Raw genomic sequence first — 16,467 nt, forward strand, 5'->3', positions numbered from 1 at the left:
GCTGCTCTCGGCCCAGCATGTCCGGATCGCCGCCCCCCTGTCCCGGAGACCGCCAATGCCGAGCACCGCCGCAAACGTGATCTGGTTCGAGGACCTCGGGCGCGGCGATGTCGGCCGCGTCGGCGGGAAGAACGCCTCGCTGGGCGAGATGATCGCCAGGCTCGGACAGGCGGGCGTGCGCGTGCCGCCGGGCTTCGCAACGACGGCGGACGCGTTCCGGGCCTTCCTCGCGGCCCACGGGCTGGGCACGCGGATCGCCGGGACGCTGGCCGCCTTCGACGCCGGCAAGCTCTCGCTCGACGAGACCGGAAGGACAGTTCGCAAGATGATCGTCGCGGCCGACTGGCCCGAGGATCTGCGCCAAGCGATCGTCGAGAACTACGCCAAGCTGGCGGCGCGCGCGGGCGTGGCCGACCTGCCCGTCGCCGTGCGCTCGAGCGCCACAGCCGAGGACCTGCCGGATGCGAGCTTCGCCGGCCAGCAGGAAAGCTTTCTGAACATCCGCGGCAAGGACGCGCTTCTTGCCGCCTGCAAGCGCTGCTTCGCCTCGCTCTACACCGACCGCGCGATCACCTATCGCAACCTCAAGGGCTTCGAGCATGGGAAGGTCGCCCTCTCGGTCGGTATCCAGCAGATGGTGCGCTCGGACATTGGCGGCGCCGGGGTCATGTTCACGATCGACACCGAGTCGGGCTTCGACAAGGTCGTGCTGATCAACGCGGCATGGGGCCTCGGCGAGAACGTCGTCCAGGGCGCGGTCGATCCCGACGAGTACCAGGTGTTCAAGCCCGCCCTCGCCGATGGCGCGGGCGACCCGATCCTCGCGAAGATGCTGGGCGCAAAGGAGAGCAAGATAATCTACGCCACGCGGGGCGAGGCGGTCACGCGCGACGTGCCGACCTCGCGCGCCGAGCGGCGGCGCTTCGTCCTCGGCGACGCCGAGATCGTCGAGCTTGCCCGCTGCGGGATGACGATCGAGCGCCATTACGGCCAGCCGATGGATATCGAGTGGGCGAAGGACGGCGAGACGGGCGAGATCTTCATCGTGCAGGCGAGGCCCGAGACCGTGCAGTCGCGCGCGGTGCAGGGCACGCTCAGGTCGTACCGGATCACCTCGAAGGGCGCGCGGCTGCTCGATGGCCTGAGCATTGGCGACGCGGTGGTGTCGGGGCATGTCTGCCTGATCGAGCGGGCCGCCGACATCGGCCGGTTCGTGGACGGCTCGGTGCTGGTGACATCGACGACCGACCCCGACTGGGTGCCGGTGATGAAGCGCGCCAGGGCGCTGGTCACCGATCACGGCGGGCGCACCTCGCACGCCGCCATCGTCAGCCGCGAACTGGGCCTGCCCGCGATCGTGGGTACGGGGCACGCCACCGAGATCCTGCATGACGAGCAGGAGGTCACGGTGTCCTGCGCCGAGGGCGAGCAGGGCTTCGTCTACGAGGGCACAGCCGAGGTCGAGGTCACTGAGACCACGCTGGCCGAGCTGCCGCAGACCCGGACGAAGGTCATGGTCAACCTCGCGAACCCCGCGGCGGCGTTCCGGTGGTGGCGCTTGCCGGCCGACGGGGTGGGCCTCGCGCGGATGGAGTTCGTGGTGAGCAACGCCGTGAAGGTCCACCCCATGGCGCTGGTCCGCTTCGACGAGCTGACCGACGGGGCCGCACGGAACGAGATCGCGGCGCTCACCGCGGGACATGCCAATCGGGCCGACTATTTCGTCGAGACGCTGGCGCGCGGGCTTTCACGGATCGCCTCGGTCTATCACCCACAACCCGTGATCATCCGCATGAGCGACTTCAAGACCAACGAGTATGCGAACCTGCTGGGCGGGCGCCAGTTCGAGCCGGACGAGGAGAACCCGATGATCGGGTTCCGAGGTGCGTCGCGCTACTACTCGGACGCCTATCGCGACGGCTTCGCGCTCGAGTGCCAGGCGATCCGGCACCTGCGCGAGGCGATGGGATTTCGCAACGTGGTGGCGATGATCCCGTTCTGCCGCACGCCCGGGGAGGCCGAGCAGGTGCTCGCGGTAATGGCCGAGAACGGGCTGAAGCGCGGTGCCGAGGGGCTCGAGATCTACGTGATGTGCGAGATCCCCTCGAACGTCATCCTGGCCGACGAGTTTGCCCGGCATTTCGACGGGTTCTCCATCGGTTCGAACGACCTCACGCAGCTGACGCTAGGGGTCGACCGCGACTCGGAGCGGCTCGCGAGCCTCTTCGACGAGCGCGACCCGGCGGTACAATGGATGATCCGCACGGTGATCGAGCGGGCGCATGAGGCGGGCGTGAAGGTGGGCTTCTGCGGACAGGCGCCGAGCAACGACCCCGGCTTCGCGCGGCTGCTGGTCGAGCACGGGATCGACTCGATCTCGGTCACGCCGGACAGCTTCCTGGCGGTGAAGCAGCATGTCGCGGCAGCGGAGCGCGAGTTGGGACGGTAGGCAGGGAGCGCCGGCACGACGGAAGATCATGCCGCCGGGGTGGCTTTCACGCGTGAAATCGATATTATTATCTTGAAATTTATCGATTTTTCTATTCATCCCGCGATCTCGGGCATGCGATCGGCAAGGACCCTGCCCCGCGAAGCGCGATCCGCCGCCCGGCGGGCCGTCAGAGCAGCGGCGCCGTCAGGCGGGCGAGGGGCGCGCCATATTTCTTGAGCAGGCTGGGCTGGTCGTTCAGGCGCGTCTCGTAGAGGTGGCTCTGCGCGAAGTCGGCCTCGAGCATCCCAACGACCTCGCCGACGAACTCGCGATCGAAGACGATGGCGGTGGCCTCGAAGTTCAGCCGGCATGATCGGTTGTCGAGGTTCACGGTTCCGACCGAGGCGAAGCGGTCGTCCACCACCACGACCTTCTGGTGCATGAAGCCGTCGGCATACCGCCAGATGCGCACGCCGGCGTCGCGCACCTCGTCGAAATAGGCGAAGGCGGCAAGCCAGACGAACAGGTGGTCGCGCTTGTCCGCGACAAGGATCCGGACATCGACCCCGCGCAGCGCGGCAAGTTGCATCGTGCGCAGAATGTCGGTGTCGGGCACGAAATAAGGCGAGGCGATCCAGACCCGTTCGGTCGCGGCGTTGATCACGTTGCAGAAATAGAGGCTGCCGGTCTCGAGGACATCGGCAGGCCCCGTTGCAAGGATCAGCGCGTCGCGGTCGTCGGTCTGGCGCGCGGGGTTCCAGTTGAGTTCGAGACGCTCCTCGGTCGCCCAGTGCCAGTCCTCGGCGAAGATCAGCTGGAGCTGCGCTACCACCGGCCCCGCGAGGCGCAGATGGGTGTCGCGCCAGCGTCCGAAGCGGCGGTCGCGGCCCATGTACTCGTCCCCGACATTGAGCCCGCCGACAAAGCCGACCTCGCCGTCGATCACGACGATCTTGCGATGGTTGCGGAAATTGATCTGGAGGCGGCTGTGGGGCTGGTGGATCGAGTGGAAGTTCTCGATGTGCGCGCCGGCCTCGCGCAGTTCGCGGATGTAGTCTTCGCCAAGGCCGTGGCTGCCGATCGAGTCGTAGAGCACCCTGACCCGGCAGCCGGCGCGCGCCCTCTCGACCAGGGCGTTCTTGAGGTCCTGGCCGATCGCGTCGTCGCGCAGGATGTAGAACTGGATGAGCACGTAGGAGCGGGCGTTTCCGATCGCCTCGAGGATCGCGCCGAAGGTCGCGTCCCCGTCGACCAGAAGCCGCGTCGCATTGCCCGATACCACAGTCATCTCGGCGAGGTTCTCGAAGGCCTTCACGCCGCCGCCGCCCGCGTCGGCGTCGTCCGACACGCGGGCGCGATGCTCGCGGCCGAAATCCTTGATCGCCCGGATGACCCGGTGCGACGAGCGCCGGGCCGTCACGTAGCCGGGAAACCGCGAGTGGCCGAGAAACAGGTAGACGGGGAGCGCGATGAACGGCGCGGAGAACAGGAACACGACCCAGCCGACAGCTCCTTGGGGCGTGCGTGCCGTGCGGGTCGCTCGGATCGCGGCGGCGATGGTCGCGGCCTGGACCGCGATGACGGCGACGGTGATGATCAGGTGTTCGATGACGCGCCCTCCCCTGCCTCGGCGGACCGGGCCACAGCCGTCGCCGCGTCGGCAAGGCTGACCTCGGCATACAAGGGCAGATGATCAGACGCCCGTCGAGCCGTGATCGAGCGATGGACGCGCACGGCCCCCAGGCTGACGCCGGGCCCGACGAAGATGCGGTCGAGCGGCGCGACCGGGACCGAGGTGTGAAACGACGCGAGCGGGCGCGACGGCTGGAACGCCTTGCACATCTCGGCCCCCGCGGCGCCGAGCGGGGTCCATTCGTTGACGTCGCCGAGCACGATGGTCGGCAGCGGATCGCGGGCGTCTTCGAGCGCCCGCACCAGCGCCCTTGCCTGGCGCGCGCGGTCGGTGGCGCGCAGGCCCAGATGGACACCGGCGACGCGCAGCATGGCCCCGTCGATCGAGAGATCCGCGATCAGCGCACCGCGCGGTTCGAGCGAGGGAAGGTCGAGCGGCGTGACGCGATGGATCACGGCGTCCTCGCGCACCAGGATGGCGTTGCCGTGATGGCCTGAACTGCGCGTGCCGTCACCAAGGGTCACCGCCTTGAGGCCCGTGCGCTGGATCAGAAGGTCCATCGGGAGTGTGGCGGGGCGCCCCCCGAACCGGCGGTCGGCCTCCTGCAGCGCCACCACGTCGGCGCGCAACTCGCCGATCACCGACAGGATGCGCTCGGGCCGGCGCACCCAGTCGAGGCCGACGCATTTACGGATATTGTAGGTTGCCACACGCAACACGGGTGATCTCGCCTCCGGGAAGATTGTCTTCCAAGCTCATGGTCCGGCGCGACAAAGCCCGGCCCTACACGCCCATTCCACCGCGTCGAAGGCGGCGGCGCAAGCCATTGGAGTCAATCGGACCCGTCAGGCGTCGGTGGCTGGCAGATGGTGCGCCGGCCGGGACATGCGCAGCTTCGGTCGGCGCGGGGATGCAGGCTCAATCTGGTGACGCCGGCGCGCGCAGGCAAGAACACGCGGCGCGAAGGCATTGCCGCAAGCCGCGAACAGACGACCTCCCCCGGCACGCGCTGGGGCGCGGCGAGGGCAATTCATTCCCTAGTGCACCACCTTATCAAATAAATCCAAGCATCTGCATCAGCTGACCAATCTGCTTCTCTTGAACCAGAAGGAACGCCTTGAAGTCGTCGCCGGTCTTGAACAGTTCGACCCAGCCATAACGGCTTCGGATCGCCTCCCACTCCGGCGTGCCGAGCATCCGCTCGAGCGCGGACACATAGGCGTCACGCCGGTCGGCGGGCAGGCCGGGCGCGGCGAAGAACCCCCGCCAGTTGATGAAGACCGCGTTGGCGCCGGCCTCGGCGCAGGTCGGGTGGTCGGGGTGATCGGGCAGCCGCGCCGGCGCGGTGACGCAGAGCAAGTTCACCTTGCCCGCGAGCGTCATCGCGGCGGCCTCGGAGAAGCCCGTCGAGAGGACGTCGACCTCGTTCCCGAGGAGGCCCGTCATCGCCTCGCCACCCGCATCGTAGGGCACGTAGCGCAGCTTGGTGGCATCGGAGCCGGCCTCGCGCAGGATCAGCGCGGCGACGAGGTGGTCCATGCCGCCTGCGACCGACCCGCCACCCATTGCAAGCGTCTGGGGGTCCGCGTCATAGGCGGCCTTGAAATCCGCGAAGCTCATGATCGGGCTGCCGGCACGCGTGACCAGCGCGGCATAGTCGCCGATGATGCTGGCGACCGGCGTGAGGTCGCGGAAATCGTGAGGGAAGACGCCCTGCAGCGACCGGATGACGATGGGCGTCGAGTTCACCATCAGGATGTCGTCCCCGCCGGGGCCGGTCTCGACCAGGTGGGCGATCGCCTTGCCGCCGCCGCGGCCGGAAAGGTTTTCGTAGCTGGCCGAGCCGACGATGCCGGCGCTGGTCAGCGCCTCGCCCACCGCGCGCGCGGTGGTGTCCCACCCGCCCCCGTTGCCGCCGGGGATCAGGAAGTGAAGCCGGTCGAGATCCGCCGCGGCCGCTGCACCGGCAAAGGCGGTGATGATGATGGCGATGGCCCCTAATGCGCCGGGGAAGGCAGTCTTGAAACTCATGGCGCGCCTTCAAATCTGCGCGGCCGGTACTGGAAAAAGCGCTGCCGAGCGGGCGAACGCCCTCAACCAGCCGCCTGAGACTGCCCAGACTGCGGCAAGCGGCGCCTCACGGCAATCCCTCAGAAATCTCGGTGCGTGATGGGGAAAGGGTTTTCGCGGCGGATCGGGCGGCCGCCGCTGGGGCGTGGTCGGGATCCCCGCCCTCAGCGGACACGCCTGCGGTAAAGGCCGATGGAAAGCCCGACCCCGAGGCTGACCACGAAGAGGACGCCGACGACCGAGAGACGGTCGAGCACGAAGCCGGTGCCGCCATCCTGGATCAGGGATGCGCGCTTGGGCGGCGGCACAGGTGCGTAGAGATAGGTCAGGCGGATGCCCTCGCGCGGGACGGTGACGCCGATCCGCGCCTGGCGGATCTGGCAGTTGTCCCACCCGTCCGACGGCGCGCAGAGCTGCGAGACCACGCCGCCGATGGTTGTGGCGCGGATCGTAAGCCTCACGGGATCGTCGTCGGAAAAGACTCGGGTCGACGGCGTGAATGAGAGCTGCATCGCCCGCCGCTCATCATGCGCGAAGGCGCAGGTTCCGATCGAGGCGCATCCCGCGCTGGCGCTGGGCACCACCTCGGCATGCAGAAAGCCGCCGTCGGAGCCGACAACGTCAACGCGCGTCGCCAGCCGGCCCTCGACATCGACCGGCCCCGGCGCCTCGTCCAGCGGGGCCCCGTCCCCGATCACGCCCGAGAAACCCTGTTCCAGGAACAGCTGCATGTCGACGCGGACCGTTTGCAGGGCGCCGAGCGAGGCATCGAAGGGTTTGAAATCGACGCGCCGCGAGATGGCGAGGTGGCGATCCTTCTGATCTTCCTCGCGAATCCTCCGGGCCGAGAGGTTGCGCACCTCGTCCTCGACCTCGAAGGCCGCGGTCTGGCTTACGGCGTATGGCTCGGCGAGCGCGCTCGTGGCGACAAGAGCGCTCGCGGTGACCGTAATGATGAAACTGTTCAAGCTGGGCATCTTGTGCCTCCCCCGCCTTGCGGGTCGTCTCGCTCGATTGTCAGGATGCAAATATACCCGAGTCGGGTCTGTAAGAATGTTCACAAGGCCCCGAGCGACTGTGAGTACGGAGTGAGAACCGACCCGCGCCGTCGCTTGCGCCATGCTTCATTCTGCGCGCTTGCCATTGCGCGGCGATCAGGAGTGGGTAGCCTGTAATCACCTGCACATGACCCGGAGAGATCGAGTGACGACTGTGCTCTCGCGTCGCGAGATGATCGGAGGCGGCCTCGCCGCCACCCTTGGGCTGACCATTGCCGGCGCTACCGGCGCGGCGCACGCAACGGCCGAGACGCTGCCCGTTCTCGGCCCGCCGACGGATTTCAGTTTCGACCGGCTGGTCGAGCTTGCCCGCCGCTCCGCGAGCGAGCCCTACCGCACGCCCGTGATTGCCGTGCCCGAGCAGATCGACCTGATCGACTACGACGCGCATTGGCAGATCCGCTTCCGCGACGACGCCTCGCTGATGCCGGCCGGACCGTCGGCGCCGATCCAGCTGTTCCATCCGGGGCGGTATTTCCGCGAGCCAGTGCGCGTGCACCTGGTCGAGAACGGCGCCGCGCGAGAGATCCATTACCGGCGCGGCTTCTTCTCGATGCCCGATGACAGCCCGGCCCGGGACCTGCCCGAGGATGTGGGCTTCGCGGGCTTTCGCGTGATGCGGCCGGGGCTTGCGCCGGACTGGGTCTCGTTCCTCGGCGCCTCGTATTTCCGGACCGACGGGCCGATGGGCCAGTACGGCCTCTCGGCGCGCGGAATCGCGGTCAATACCGGCCTTGCCATGCCCGAGGAGTTCCCCCGCTTTAGCCATTTCTGGATCGGCCCGGCCGTGGACCCCGACGACACGGTGACCGCCTGGGCGCTGCTCGACGGGCCATCGGTGTCGGGCGCCTACCAGTTCGGGCTGCGCCGGGGCGGCGCGGGCGAGCCGCATGTGACCACCATCTCGGCGCGGCTGTTCATGCGCGGCACGGTCGAGCGCCTAGGGATCGCGCCGCTGACCAGCATGTACTGGTTCTCGGAGCGCAGCCGGATCCTGGCGGACGAATGGCGCCCCGAGATCCACGACAGCGACGGGCTGGCGATCGAGACCGGCGCAGGCGAGCGGATCTGGCGCCCGCTTGGCAATCCCAACGTCGTGCGCACATCGAGCTTCTTCGACGAGAACCCGAAAGGCTTTGGCCTCATCCAGCGCGACCGGGCGTTCGAGAACTACCAGGACGACGGCGTCTTCTACAACCGGCGCCCCTCGGCCTGGATCGAGCCGCTGGGCCCCTGGGGCAAGGGCGCGGTACAGCTGATCGAGATTCCCACGGTGGACGAGACCTTCGACAACATCGTCGCCTACTGGACCCCGGAAGAGCAGCCGGCGCCGGGAGAGATGCTGGCCTTCGACTACCGCATCCACTGGGACGAGCGCGACCCGCCGTCGACGGTGGCGCGGGTGTTCTCGACCCGGCAAGGCCAGGGCGGAGCGCCCGGCCAGGACATCCCCGAGGGGATCGACAAGATGGTGATCGATTTCCAGGGCCAGGCCCTCAAGGGCCTGACCGTCGACAGCGGGGTAGAGCCGGTGATCGAGGCCGTCGGCGGAAGGATCCTGGGGCCAATCGGCTGCCGCCCGGTGGTCGGCACCGACAGGTGGCGGCTGAGCTTCGACTTCTCGGCCGACGGTCCCGAGCCGGTGCAATTGCGCGCCTATCTGCGCCGTGGCGATGCCGCGCTGACCGAAACCTGGGTCGCACTGGCCACGACAGACCGCAAGGGATGAGCGACGACGCAACGGGCGCGCCGCCCAAGCGATGGCCGCCCGGCCCCGCCGCGACAGTGCCCACCCGGGAGGCGCCCGTATCATCGCGGCATCAGCTGGCGGCCTGCGCGGCGCGCGGGGCAATGCCGGTCGAGGTGGTGCGCCCCGGCAGCACTCCCGCCGGGATCGCGATCGTCGCGCATGGCCGCAACGGCGCGCCCGGCCAGCCGCAAGTCGCGTGCATGACCGACGCGGCCCTGCGGCGCAGGCTGATTGTGGTCGCGCCGCAGCTGTCGAACTCGGCGGCCGGCGACGGGGCTGGCCGACCCGAGGATTTCACGATCAACGGGCATGTCGCCGAGCTGCGCGCCGTCGTCGTCTGGACCCAAGCGTTGCCCGAGCTGACCGACCTGCCGGCGGCGCCGATCCTGATGGGGCACAGCATGGGCGCCTATGCCGCACTACGCCTCGCCGCCGAGGACGCGGGCGGTCGGATCGGCGGCGTGGTCGCGGTTTCGCCCGTGGTGTCGGGCGCGTCGCTGATCGCGGCGCGGCGCAGGATGGGCGCGGCGGCGCTGCAAGCCCTGGCGTCGGAGGTGCCCGGCGCGCTGGAAACCTGGCTCGAGCACGACCTGCTGCCGATGGCGGCACGGATCACGGTTCCGGTTGCGGTGATGACGGGCGCCGCTGACGCGCTGACGCCGCCCGCGGATGCCGAGCGCCTGGCGCGTGCGCTGCCGAACGTCGTGGCGCTCGACATCCTGGCGAATGAGGAGCACTGCCCCTCGGGCGCCGTCTACGCGGCAAGCCTTGACCGCGCGCTGGACCGGATCCTGTCCGCGTGCCGCCAGCCATGACGGACATGGGCGCCGACGGCCTCGACGCATGGCTCGCGCGGCAGGAGCGCGTCTCGCGACAGGCCTTGCGCGCCTGCGTCTCGGCCGAGGGATTCCGGCACGAGCGTCCGGGGTTCGGGCAAGTGGTCGACGCGGCGCCGGGCAGCGTGCTTGCGTCGCGCCACAAAGCCCGGTGGGATCCCGAGCCGGACTATGCCTATCACTGGGTGCGCGACGCGGCGGTGGTGATGCGGCTTGCGCCGCTGCTGGCACAGGACGAGCCAGAAACCTGGCGCACGCGCGTGGAGGATTACATCGCGTTCAGCCTGCGCATGGCGACGCGGCCCAGCCCCGAGACGAACCCCCTACGGGCCACGACGCGGCCGGACTTCCAGCGGTTCCTGCGGCCCGATGCCGAGCTTGCCGCCCTGCGCGGCGAGAAGCTGCTGGGCGAGCCGCGCGCGAACATCGACGGGAGCGTGGATGTCGAGCGCTGGTCACGCCCCCAGCATGACGGCCCTGCCCTGCGCGCGCTGTCCTGCATGACCGCGATGGCGGCCGGGGCCGCCGGGACCGACGCGCTGCTGGCGCTCGACCTTGGCTACACGCTCGGCCACGCCGCGGCAGCCTGCATCGGACCGTGGGAGGAGGAAGGCGAGCACGAACTGCACGCGTTCACACTGATGGCGCAGCGCGCAGCCTTGCGGATGGCGGTCGCACACGGGCGCCCGGAAGGCGCCCGCGCGGACGTGGCGCTCGCACACATCGAGGCGGCACTCGAGGGGCTCGTGGACGCGACCTCGGGCGTCCTTGGGGCGCGGGCGGGGGGGCGACCGGGCACGAGTGACGCGGCGGTGATCCTCGGGGCGCTGCTGACCGACCCCGAGGATGACAGGTTCGGACCGACCGATCCGCGCGTTCTCGGCGCGGCTGCATGGCTGATCGACTGGTCGCGCCAGAGCTTTGCCATCAACCGCGACGGGGCGCCCGCGATCGGGCGCGGGCCGGATGACAGGTTCTTCGGCGGCAACCCCTGGGTGCCGACGACGCTGGGCATGGCCGAGCTTCATTTCGCACTGGCCGAGCGGTTCCTCGCCGGGCCATCCGTGCCGGATGCAGCCGTCGCGAGCGCGCTCTTCCGGCGTGCGGCAGACGGCGGCCCGGCGGCGCCGTCCGGCGACAGCGGGGCGATGGCCCGATGGCTTGTCGCCGGCGGAGAGGCTTTTCTTGCCACGCTGCGCCGGCATGTCCCAGGCGACGGCCGGCTGCCCGAGCAGATCCACCGCGAGACGGGGGCGCCGGTTTCGTGCCCCGACCTGAGCTGGAGTCATGCCGCGCTGGTATCGGCCGCGCATGCGCGGCTTCGGGCGCGCGAGCGGCTGTGCGGCCAAGGGTGACGCCTGGCGCTAGACCGAAGGGGCGCCCCGAACGTCGGATTCGAGGCGCGGGCTTGTGAAGTCCAGCGACGCAAGGCCCGCCCGGACCTCGGGCACCGACATGAAGAGATCCCAGATCAGGCCGCTGCGGTGGTTCTCGATCATCACCACGATCGGGGCCTGATCGATGGCAAGGGTTGCGGGCGCCACCCAGCCGGTCGCGGGCGCGAAGGCGTCGGCAAGCCCGAACCGTCCCCAGAGCCGGTCGCCCCGGTCCTCGACGAAGTGCCTGAGCGCGCGCATCGAGGCCTCGGGCAGATAGGGCATCGACGCGACCGCCGCGGTGGGCGTGATGACCCCGAGATCCACGGTCGGCGAGTGGGCGGCATAGCCGCCGGGGCTGTCGCTCGCCGTCAGGCCCCAGCAGTCGGGGCCGTAGCCGACATGGCCGTTGGGGTTCGCAATGCAGTGTGCGCGGTTGATGGCGGCATGCGCGCAGACCTGCTCGCCGTAATCGGCATAGCGGTCGGTCAGACCGTTCGGATCGAGCCCGAGGAACGAGTAGTGCGAGAGGAACATCGGCCCGCCGCCATCGGGCCCGAGCGGCAGGCGGATGCCGTGATATGACCTGCCGTTCAGGAACTGCTCACCGCGCGCCCAGCAGTCGTGATAGGCCGATGCGGGGATCGGATGCGTGGGCGAGGCGGTAGCCAGCACATAGGTGATCAGGCACTCGTTCCAGCCCCGGATGGGCAGGCTGCGCGCGCTCCAGGGATGGCGCTCGGAGCGGTGCCACATCAGGGCGCCGTCCGAGGGCCGCAGATGCGCGGACCACTCGACCCCGTGCCAGAGGCGGTCGATGCCGGTACGAAGCCGCGCGTCCTCGGCGAAAGCCTGCCGCGCGGCGAGAAGACCCGCGATGAGGAACGAGGTCTCGACAAGATCGCCGCCATCGTCGAGCGGGCTGAACGGGATGATGGTGCCCAGCGTACCGTCGAGGAAATGCGGGAAGACGCCCCGCTCGCGCTCGGCCGCGAGCAGGAAATCGACCATGCGCGACAGGTGCCGCCGGACCTCGTCGCGGTCGAGCCAGCCGCGCGAGACCCCCGCAAGCAGTGCCATGACGCCAAAGCCCGTGCCACCGGTGGTGACGGTCTCATCGGTGTCGTAGCCGAAGCTGCCGCCGCTGCGCTCGCGCGCCATGCCGCTGACCGGGTGGGCGAAGGACCAGAAGTAGTCGAGCGCCGCGCGGCTGACGGCGTCGAGCAGCGCGGCGTCGTCGAGGCCGGAAGCGGGGCGGCCGGTGTTCAGTCGTTCCATGTGATCTCGATGCTGGTGAGGTCTCGCGAGTTCGGGCCGAGGCGCAGGATGAAGCTGCCCGGGTCCCAGACCCGGCTCAGGCCCTCGACGCTGTCGCCCACCAGATAGGTGAGGTCGTCGCGGGCGAGCGTGAACCGCACCTCGCGCGCCTCGCCCGGATCGAGGGTGACCCGCTCGAACCCCTTGAGTTCCTGCGAGGGCCTCACGATGCGGGCAACGGGGTCCGAGACGTAAAGCTGCACGACCTCCGTGCCGCGTCGGTCGCCCGCGTTCCGGATGGTCACGGCGACGGTGACCCGTGCATCCGGCCCGCCGGGCGACGCAGGCGTGACGCGGGGCTCGCCCCACTCGAAGCGCGTGTAGCCAAGGCCGAAACCGAAGGGATAAAGCCCTCTGGCCGGCGGGATTTCGCCGGGAAGATCGAGATAGCCGGTGCGGAACTTCTGGAACTGCCCCGTCCAGGGGCGGCCCGTGGTCTCGGCGCCGTGGTGGATTGGCACCTGCCCCGAGCACGCCGGAAGCGACACGGCAAGCCGCCCGCCGGGCTCGGCCCGGCCGGTCAGCACGTCGGCGATACCATGCCCCGCCTCGGTGCCGCCGAACCAGGCAAGAAGCAGCGCGTCGGCGAGGCGCGACTCGCGGGCGAGGACCAGCGAACGGCCGGCCATGACCACCAGCGCGATTGGCTTGCCCGCCTGCGCCAGCGCCTCGAGCAGGCGGCGCTGCGGCGCGGGGATGTCGAGCTCGGTGCGGCTCGAGCTCTCGCCCGAATGCTCCTTGGCTTCGCCCGCGACAAGCACGACGACATCGGCCCGGGCTGCGAGCGCGAGCGCCTCGGCGATGAGCTCGGCCTCGGGGCGCGGATCGGGCAGAACCGTCGGGCCAAACACGTCGAGACGCGCGGCGATGTCCGCATCGTCCACGATATTCGCGCCCTTGGCATGATCGACGGGACCGTCATGGACGGCGCGCAACCCCTCGAGGATGGTGACGGCCTGCCCCGGATCGCCCGACACGGCCCAGGTGCCCAGCATGTTGGCGCGATCGTCGCCAAGCCGGCCGATCAGCGCGACGCGCGATCCGGGCTTGAGCGGCAGGACCCCCTCGTTCCTGAGCAGAACGCAGGAGGCCGCGACGGCGCGGCGGGCAAGGTCGCGATGAGGGGCCGCGAGGGCGGCGCCCTTCGCCCGTGCCTCGTCGCAGTAGCGGTAGGGGTCTTCGAAAAGGCCAAGCCGCTGCTTCAGTGAAAGCACCCGGCGGCAGGACCGGTCGATCGCCGCAATGATCGCGGGGGCCGCCAGGTCAAGCGCCGCTTCGGGCCGCGAAAGGCCCGCCTCGGCAAGTTCGGGGAGGCAGGCGAGGTAATCCTCGCCGATCATGTCCATGTCGACCCCGGCCAGCAGGGCGCGCGCCGCAACCGTCGCGCGATCGCCCAAGCCATGGGCGATGAGTTCGTGCACGCCCGTGTAATCCGCGACCACGAGGCCGTCGAAGCCGCAAACGCCACGGAGCCATCCCTCGATCAGCCCGCGATGCGCGTGCATGGGGCACCCGTTCACGGCGTTGAACGCGGCCATCACGCTTGCCGCGCCCGCGGCAACGCCGGCGCGAAAGGGCTCGGCATAGACGCCGATCAGCTCGGCCGGGGCGAGGCTTGCATTGTCGTAATCGCGCCCGCCCGCCGCCGCGCCATAGGCGAGGAAGTGCTTGAGGCAGGCCGCGACCGTGTCGAGCGCGGTCAGGTCATCGCCCTGCAGGCCGCCGACCATCGCCTCGGCGTAGCGCGCCGCGAGGAACGGATCCTCGCCCGGGCTTTCGGCAATCCGCCCCCAGCGCGCGTCGCGCGCGATATCGAGCATCGGGGCGTAGACCTGGTTGATCCCCTCGGCCGCGGCCTCGGTCGCCGCCACCCGCGCGGTGGCGCGGACCAGCGCCATGTCCCATGAGCAGACCAGCGCCACCGGCAGCGGGAAGATGGTGCGATGGCCGTGGATGACATCCTCGGCAAAGAGCAGCGGGATGCCGTGGCGCGAGCCCTCGACCGCGATCTCCTGCCAGGCGCGCACCGAGCGCACGGATTTCGTGCCGAAGATCGCGCCGAGCTGGCCCGCCTCGAGCCGGGCGCGGATGTCGCGGCTGTGGGCGCTCCCGGTCTCGGGGCCCTCGCCCGCGCTGAGCAGGTTGAGCTGGCCGATCTTCTCGGCAAGCGTCATGCGTTGCAGGAGTTCGTCGATGTTCGGGGGGCGTCTCAATTATTCGACCGTGCTGCCAGACGTGCCGCGCCGGCGCGCCTTTCGGGCGGATCACTCTGCCGCGATCGCCCGACGCTCGGCCAGCGCGGAGCCTACCGGAAGCAGCATCGCTTCGCCATCCGCAATGAGCAGGATCTGGTTGTAGAAGGGCGTGCCCTTGGGATCGCGGGGGATCTCGGCGTCGTGCATGATGCTGAGCACCACCGCGTTGGGGCAATGCTCGCGCAACAGCAGGTGGAACTCGCGCACCGAATCCGGATCGAGGGCCGAGGTCGCCTCGTCGAGCAGCAGGATCTCGGGTCGCTGGAGCAGGATGCGCGCCAGCACCAGGCGCTGACGCTGGCCGCCGCTGAGGACACTTTCCCAGGGGCGGCCGTTATGCAGCGCCGCATCCATTTCGCGGATGAACTTGCCAAGGCCGACATCGGCCAGCACCGCCGCCACGTCGCGCTCGGCATAGACCTCGTCGTAGCGCGGGTAGCAAACCAGTTCGCGCAGGGTCAGCCGCTCGGGCAGGTCCGGGTCCTGCCCCGCGAAGAAGCAGTGCATGCCCTCGCCGAACGCGATCTCGCCCGAACCATAGGGCCAAAGCCCGGTGATCGCCTTCATCAGGCTGCTCTTGCCGCAGCCGTTCTCGCCGCGGACATAGACCCAGGCGCCGGGCCGGAACACGAGGCCGCGGGCACGCAGGAACGGCTGGGCATCGTGGCCGCGGTGGCGCAGCTCGACCTGGCGGACGGCCAGCCCAAAGGCGCGGTCCTGCGTCTCGAACCGGAAGTCGGAAACGCCGGTGCGGGTGTAGAACTCGGAGCGGTCCTGCGCGTCCTCGATAGCTACGGCGAGCTCGTTCAACCGGCGCGCATTGGCCTTGAGCGTCGCGAGGGCCGGCATCACCTGGATGAACCACGAGGTATCGTTGATGAATTGCGCCACCAGTTCCGAGGTCGCAGAATAACGCCGGAAGCTCATTGCCCCCTCGAGGAAGGCGGGCAGCGCCGGCAGATAGGCGACGAGGCGGCTGGCGATGAAGTTGTAAGCGTCGGTGAAGACCATGAAGTTGAGCCGCGTGATGTTCACGCGGTGCCACACGCTGTCGACCGCCGAGTAAAGGCGGGTGTTGACGCGGGCCTGCACGCGCTCGCCATGCGAGGTCGCCATCTGGCCCGAACGCGCCAGCATGGCGTTGAACTCGCCGCGCCACGACCCCCCGGTCGCCTGCTGCGCAAGCGTCTGGCGCTCGAGCACCCGGCCGATACGCCAGGCGAAGACGAGGCCGGCCGGCACGTAGATGCAGACCAGCAGCAGAACCAGGAGCGCGCTGCCATATTCGCCGGGCGAGAAGTCGAACCACGCGCCGACGGACGGGCCGAAACGGTCTGACATGAACCCCGAGAACGCCCGCGCGCCGCGTTCGAGGAACGCGACCTCGGTCGAGCGCTCGATCACCGCGACCGAGATGAAGTAGATCGAGGCGACCGCGCCCCAGACCCCCATCGCGAGCCCGACGAGGCCCGCATAGACGTTCATCGTGCATTCATCGACACGCTGGTCGATGTTGTCGGGCAACCGGGCGCCAGCGGCGGTGTCGCGGTCGCTCATCAGGCTGGCGGCGACGTGGTTCTGGGCGAGGATCGCCTTCGAGAACTGCTCCTGTGTCCAGCCGCGCGCCTTGCGGTGCAGCGTGCTCGAGCACAGGTGCCGAATGCCCACGACGCCGATCCGGCCAAGATGCACCGCCGCGAAGACCGCCGCCGCGGTGATCAGGTAGGACACCGGATCGATG

At 69.5% G+C, this 16,467-nt stretch carries 10 protein-coding genes and 1 pseudogene; 4 read left to right on the forward strand and 7 right to left on the reverse strand.

Going from position 1 to position 16,467, the window contains the following annotated elements; all coding sequences use genetic code 11:
* Positions 1-55: 55 nt before the first annotated feature.
* Positions 56-2,449 carry a phosphoenolpyruvate synthase gene (gene ppsA / locus H0I76_RS03810; protein ID WP_200607255.1) on the forward strand — a complete coding sequence of 798 codons (2,394 nt, stop codon included), beginning with the start codon at positions 56-58 and terminating at the stop codon, positions 2,447-2,449.
* 169 nt (positions 2,450-2,618) lie between these two features.
* Here the strand turns inward: ppsA and cls are convergent, their stop codons facing one another.
* The 4 genes from cls to H0I76_RS03830 form a co-directional block, all read right to left on the reverse strand.
* On the reverse strand, positions 2,619-4,040 hold the full coding sequence (cls, locus tag H0I76_RS03815; protein WP_200607856.1) for a cardiolipin synthase: 1,422 nt from the start codon (positions 4,038-4,040) through the stop codon (positions 2,619-2,621).
* Positions 4,028-4,783, reverse strand: a complete 756-nt coding sequence (locus H0I76_RS03820) for an endonuclease/exonuclease/phosphatase family protein (protein WP_200607257.1) — start codon at positions 4,781-4,783, stop codon at positions 4,028-4,030. The genes cls and H0I76_RS03820 overlap by 13 nt, the downstream gene beginning before the upstream one ends.
* A 334-nt stretch (positions 4,784-5,117) precedes the next feature.
* Positions 5,118-6,095, reverse strand: coding sequence for a tripartite tricarboxylate transporter substrate binding protein (locus H0I76_RS03825; protein WP_200607259.1), 978 nt, complete (start codon positions 6,093-6,095; stop codon positions 5,118-5,120).
* A 203-nt stretch (positions 6,096-6,298) separates the two neighbouring features.
* On the reverse strand, positions 6,299-7,111 hold the full coding sequence (locus H0I76_RS03830; RefSeq protein ID WP_200607261.1) for a hypothetical protein: 813 nt from the start codon (positions 7,109-7,111) through the stop codon (positions 6,299-6,301).
* Between the two features lie 226 nt (positions 7,112-7,337).
* Between H0I76_RS03830 and H0I76_RS03835 the strand changes: the two genes are divergently transcribed.
* Genes H0I76_RS03835 through H0I76_RS03845 form a run of 3 tightly spaced genes read left to right on the forward strand, consistent with a single transcriptional unit; the run spans position 7,338 to position 11,133 of the window.
* Positions 7,338-8,921, forward strand: a complete 1,584-nt coding sequence (locus H0I76_RS03835) for a glucan biosynthesis protein (protein WP_325166400.1) — start codon at positions 7,338-7,340, stop codon at positions 8,919-8,921.
* Positions 8,918-9,757, forward strand: a complete 840-nt coding sequence (locus tag H0I76_RS03840; RefSeq protein ID WP_200607263.1) for an alpha/beta hydrolase family protein — start codon at positions 8,918-8,920, stop codon at positions 9,755-9,757. The genes H0I76_RS03835 and H0I76_RS03840 overlap by 4 nt, the downstream gene beginning before the upstream one ends.
* Positions 9,754-11,133 (forward strand): glycoside hydrolase family 15 protein, encoded by a 1,380-nt coding sequence (locus H0I76_RS03845; RefSeq protein ID WP_200607265.1) that lies wholly within the window; start codon positions 9,754-9,756, stop codon positions 11,131-11,133. The genes H0I76_RS03840 and H0I76_RS03845 overlap by 4 nt, the downstream gene beginning before the upstream one ends.
* 9 nt (positions 11,134-11,142) lie before the next feature.
* Here the strand turns inward: H0I76_RS03845 and H0I76_RS03850 are convergent, their stop codons facing one another.
* The 3 genes and pseudogenes from H0I76_RS03850 to H0I76_RS19750 all read right to left on the reverse strand — a co-directional run.
* A complete protein-coding gene (locus tag H0I76_RS03850; protein WP_200607267.1) occupies positions 11,143-12,432 on the reverse strand; it encodes a glucoamylase family protein in 1,290 nt (429 codons plus the stop codon).
* On the reverse strand, positions 12,420-14,684 hold the full coding sequence (locus H0I76_RS03855; RefSeq protein WP_200607270.1) for a glycoside hydrolase family 3 N-terminal domain-containing protein: 2,265 nt from the start codon (positions 14,682-14,684) through the stop codon (positions 12,420-12,422). Before H0I76_RS03855 ends, H0I76_RS03850 begins: the two co-directional genes overlap by 13 nt.
* A gap of 51 nt (positions 14,685-14,735) precedes the next feature.
* Positions 14,736-15,344, reverse strand: a pseudogene (locus H0I76_RS19750) (ATP-binding cassette domain-containing protein); the annotation flags it as partial.
* Positions 15,345-16,467: the final 1,123 nt, after the last annotated feature.

The organism is Thermohalobaculum xanthum, assembly GCF_016623495.1.
In the GTDB taxonomy this organism is placed as follows: Bacteria; Pseudomonadota; Alphaproteobacteria; order Rhodobacterales; family Rhodobacteraceae; genus Thermohalobaculum; species Thermohalobaculum xanthum.